Source organism: Streptomyces sp. NPDC089915 (assembly GCF_040684675.1).
GTDB lineage: Bacteria > Actinomycetota > Actinomycetes > Streptomycetales > Streptomycetaceae > Streptomyces.
The window spans coordinates 1-4,097 of sequence record NZ_JBFBGN010000253.1; the positions used below are offsets into that span (position 1 = coordinate 1).

At 71.5% G+C, this 4,097-nt stretch carries 4 protein-coding genes and 1 pseudogene; 2 read left to right on the forward strand and 3 right to left on the reverse strand.

Features of this window, described 5'->3' with window-relative positions; translation table 11 throughout:
* Positions 1 to 461: pseudogene (locus tag AB0O29_RS34345) on the reverse strand (hypothetical protein); the annotation flags it as partial.
* A 189-nt stretch (positions 462 to 650) separates the two neighbouring features.
* Between AB0O29_RS34345 and AB0O29_RS34350 the strand changes: the two are divergent.
* Both AB0O29_RS34350 and AB0O29_RS34355 read left to right on the forward strand, forming a co-directional pair.
* Positions 651 to 911 carry a hypothetical protein gene (locus AB0O29_RS34350; RefSeq protein WP_365159895.1) on the forward strand — a complete coding sequence of 87 codons (261 nt, stop codon included), beginning with the start codon at positions 651 to 653 and terminating at the stop codon, positions 909 to 911.
* A 154-nt stretch (positions 912 to 1,065) separates the two neighbouring features.
* Positions 1,066 to 2,502: a phospholipase A2 gene (locus AB0O29_RS34355; protein ID WP_365159898.1), complete on the forward strand. Its 1,437-nt coding sequence runs from the start codon at positions 1,066 to 1,068 to the stop codon at positions 2,500 to 2,502.
* A 363-nt stretch (positions 2,503 to 2,865) separates the two neighbouring features.
* Here the strand turns inward: AB0O29_RS34355 and AB0O29_RS34360 are convergent, their stop codons facing one another.
* On the reverse strand, positions 2,866 to 3,696 hold the full coding sequence (locus tag AB0O29_RS34360) for a class I SAM-dependent methyltransferase (protein WP_365159901.1): 831 nt from the start codon (positions 3,694 to 3,696) through the stop codon (positions 2,866 to 2,868).
* Between the two features lie 94 nt (positions 3,697 to 3,790).
* Positions 3,791 to 4,097 (reverse strand): DUF4241 domain-containing protein (locus tag AB0O29_RS34365; protein WP_365159904.1); only part of this gene is annotated, 307 nt, incomplete at its 5' end.

Sequence of the window (4,097 nt, forward strand, 5' to 3'; positions counted from 1 at the left end):
CGGGCCGCTTCAGCGGCCCAGGTACTTGGGTTCGGCGAGGGTGCGGGAGCCTGGACCGTTCCCGCCGGACGGCTCGCGGGGACGGCCGCGTCCGGGGGCGGGAGCTGGGTGGGGGCCGACGTGACGGCGGTCGCGGCAGTGGCGGCGGTCGTGGCAGTCACGGCAGTAGCGGCAGTGGCGGCAGTGGCGGCAGTGTGCAGTCGGCGTGCTTCCTGCAGCTTGAGTTCCCTGGTGCGCGGGTCGCGGGCGAAGCGGTCATCGATGATCTGGTTGAGCCGCGCGAGCGGAATGATCTTCTGGCCGGAGCGGTACTCGCTCCACACACTGCGGCTCAGGTCGTAGCGCTCCTCCAGCCGGCTGACCGTGTACTCGGTCGTCAGGTCCCGCAGGAACTGCGCGAGTGCGTTGGCCTCGGCGGTGCGGCCCTTCAGCGGGCCCGGCAGGCGCCCTGGTCGGTTCATTACTCCCCCTTCAGTCACCGGCGTGTTCGCGGAAGTTCGCGCAAGTTCGCGGATGTCCGGCGTCCCCACCCTCGCTGACCTGCACTGATGCGATCACACCCCACCGGATAATCAGATCAGGTTCCAGCGTGGTGTTCCACCGCTTCCGCCGACCAGGCCGGCGGACTCCACCACGGCGAAGGGACCACCTTGAAACAGCCGTTCATACGCCGCCCCAAGGCCATCGCGGCCCTGACCGGGCTGGTCCTGGCCGTCGGGCTGGCCGTCATCCCCGCCCAGGCCAGCGTCACCGGCCACTACGCGAAGTCCGCGTCGACCGGAACCATCGGCAACGGGGCGGCCCCGGGCGGTCCGGTCACCCACGAGCAGATCACCGCCCGGGCCCAGCACTGGGTGAAGGCGGGGGCTCCGGCTTCGTGTCCATGGCCTGGCAACTGGATTCGAGCCTGAGCACCCAGACCCTGCCCTCCGTCGCCAACCGGCTCTCCGGCTTCAAGGAGCCGGATCCTCCTTCTCTCCTTCGTCGTCACCTTCTGACCGGCCGGGGCCGCTGCCGCGCCCGCCGAGTCCGCTCCACCCCGAATCTCCCGGAAGGAAAACCCTGATGAAGCCCGTCATGCCCGCACACGACCGGCAAACGCCCCAAAGGCCCGCGAGTACGAGCTGGTGGCAGCGCGTCCACGGCGCCATCCGCATGCTCTGCTTCCTCATCGTCGGCGTCATCGCCGTCGGCGTCGCCGCGAATGCGGCCCCCTCGCAGAGCGAGAGCCCTGCCCCGCAGGCATCCGCCTCCCACGTGGGATCCCTGGTGGCGACCAACGAGGACGTGTACGCGCTGGCGGAGGACGGCTCCGCGGTCTACCGTGCTACCGGCCAGGACTCCTGGGTGCAGGTCAAGAGCGATGGCGCCCAGCGCATCTACGGCGGCGGGGCCGGGCTGTTCGCCGTCCTGCCCGGCCAGGGCGACATCGCCCGGTACCAGGGCGGGCGGTGGCAGCCCATCGGCGGCCCGGGAGCCGAGTTCGCCGTCACCAACGACGCCTTGTACGGGCTGTCCCCCGACCGGACCTCGGTCCACAAGTGGACCGAGGCCACCGGGTGGGTGACCATCGACGGCAGCTTCGAGCACCTCTACGGAGGCGGAGCGGGAATCTTCGCGACCGCACCCGGCAGCGGGGACGTCAGCCGGTACGCGGACGGTACCTGGCACGGGCTCGGCGGCCCGGGAGCGGAGTTCGCCGTCACGAACGACGCCCTGTACCGGCTGAACACCGACCGGACCGAGGTCGAGGAATGGACCCCCGAGAACGGATGGCGGCACGCCGGAGACCCCGCGCAGCACATCTACGGCGGCGGCAAGACACTGCTGGCGACCACTCCGGGGCGCGGTGACGTGGCCGCGTTCTCCTCCGACGACCGCACCTGGTCGGGGGCCGGCGGCCCCGGCGCCACCTTCATCAGCTCCCGGACCGGAATCATCTACGGTGTCTGGCCCGACCGCTCCGGGGTGTCGCGCCGTGGTGCGCTGGGTGCCTGGCTCCCGCTGGCGGACCTCGCTCCCGGATCGCTCCTGCCCGTCGCGCAGAACATCGAGCGGCTGCACGAGCTGACCGAACTCGACCAGGGGGACAAGAGGACGACCGGCACGTGGGTGCGGTTGGCGTACAGCCACGAGAAGGGGGAGCCCGACCCGTACAAGTTCCGCTGGGAGGCCAACGGCTGCAACGTGATCGGCGACTCGCTGGGCCAGTTCGGCATGCACTTCAAGAGCGCCTGCGACCGGCACGACTTCGGCTACCAGAACTACCGCGACGCCCTCGGCGAAGAAGGCTTCCGCAACGGTGTCCTCGGCGTCACCGGAATCGGAACCGACAGCCCGAAGAGCCGCGTCGACGCGGTGTTCCGGCAGGACCTGCAGCGGGCCTGCGCGAACGGCCCGGAAAGGACCGGCATCTACAGCCCGCCGAAGCCTCCCGGCTACGACCTGGAATGCCAGTGGGCCATCGACAAGATCTGGGCGGCGGTCGTCGTCGGCGGCTGACCGGCACAGCGGAACCCGACAGTCCGGCGGGGTACGGCGGGGTAAGGCGGAGCACGATCCGCCGTACCCCGCCTGACGCGTTCCGACCGAGCGACGTCGCCCCCGCCGCACGGGCCGGCCTACAGGTGTGGCCGGCCCGAGCGGTGCCGCTGCCCGGCCCCCTGGGTGTGGGTGCTCGTCACGGTCTCGACCACCCGGCACCGGCTGAGCGACACCCACCCCCGGGGATCACCGCGGCGAACTCCACACCTCGTCCTCTGTTCGAGCCCTCACCTGCACGACCTCAGCTCAGCTACGCCTTGGCAGGCTGCGCGGCCAGCCAGACGGCAGTACGCGACGCTCTCGGCGAGCTCATCGGCGCGCTCACCGGCGGGGTGGCCGATCTCGCCCCGGGGGCCGGACGGCGATGAGGGCCTCTGTGCGGACACGTTCGTCGAAGGGTCCGCCGTCGGGAGCGTAGGCGTGCAGGGCTTGGCGGAGGTCCTGCTCGAAGGCCGCGCGGCCGGAGCCGAGTGCGGCCGGGCTGGTGAAGCTGTAGGAGAGCTGGAGACCGACGACCTCGTCCAGGCCCCGGCTGACCGTCCGGTCCCAGTGCACCTCCTCGATCCGGGAGAACGGCGAGCGGAGCAGGACCTCCTGGTGACGCACCTCGGGATACAGGGCCGGCTGGGAACCCCGCGGACCTTCGGGGTCCAGGTGGCGGCGGCGGACCTCCTCGACCACGGGCAGCCAGGGCGGCGGTTCGAGGTCGTCGTGCCGGGCGCCGCAGGTCGCCAGGACCACCGCGCCCCCGGGTTCGATCAGGGTGTCCAGATCGCGCAGCAGCCGTTCCCGGTCGGTCCAGTGGAAGGAGGCGCCCATCACCGTCAGGAGGACCGGACCCACGTTCATCGCGAGGAGCGTGTCGGAACTGCCGAGTCGCCAGTCGATGCCGCTCACCCCTGCCCGGGCGGCGAGCCGGCGGCCCTCGGCGATCATGGCAGGCTCCGGGTCGACGGCGATCACCTCCCGCAGAAGAGGAGCCAGCGGCAAGGTGAGAGCTCCGCTGCCCGCCCCCAGATCCAGCACCCGCTGGGAGCCGTCCAGGGAGAAACGCCGCCCGAGGAGGGCGAACAGACGGGGATCGTACGCGGGCCGGAACCTGGCGTAGTACGGCACCGTCGAGGCGAACAACCCACCGGTCGAAGGCTTCACCCCTCCACTTTCCCACCGCTGCGCTCGCTCGCCGGGAGGCCGGCTGAGTTCTACTCGGCCGTCGTGGTCCTACCGCACTTGACACACGACAGCGTCAGCCGTCGGGATCCGGCAAGTCCGTCTGCACGGCCACCCGTACGACCTCCCCGGACGCCGAACGCCCCACCCACACCGGGTACACCCCGTCGCCGCCCGTGCCGAACACCGCCAGGTCCGCCCCGAGGCTTCCACCGTCCAGGTGCATGCCGACGACGGAGTGGGAGAGCCGGTCGTGCTCCGGGGACCCCTGCCGCCTCGCCCGTTCCAGCAGGTCCCGCAACTCCTCCCACACCTCGGCGTCGCCGAACGCGCCCGCGGCCGCGTCCGTGCCGAAGCCGAAGGCCGCGCCGGCCGGGAGCCGG

Excerpts from the sequence above, each read along its gene's own strand:
- AB0O29_RS34355 (WP_365159898.1), top strand. The coding sequence starts at position 1,066 with ATGAAGCCCGTCATGCCCGCACACGACCGGCAAACGCCCCAAAGGCCC.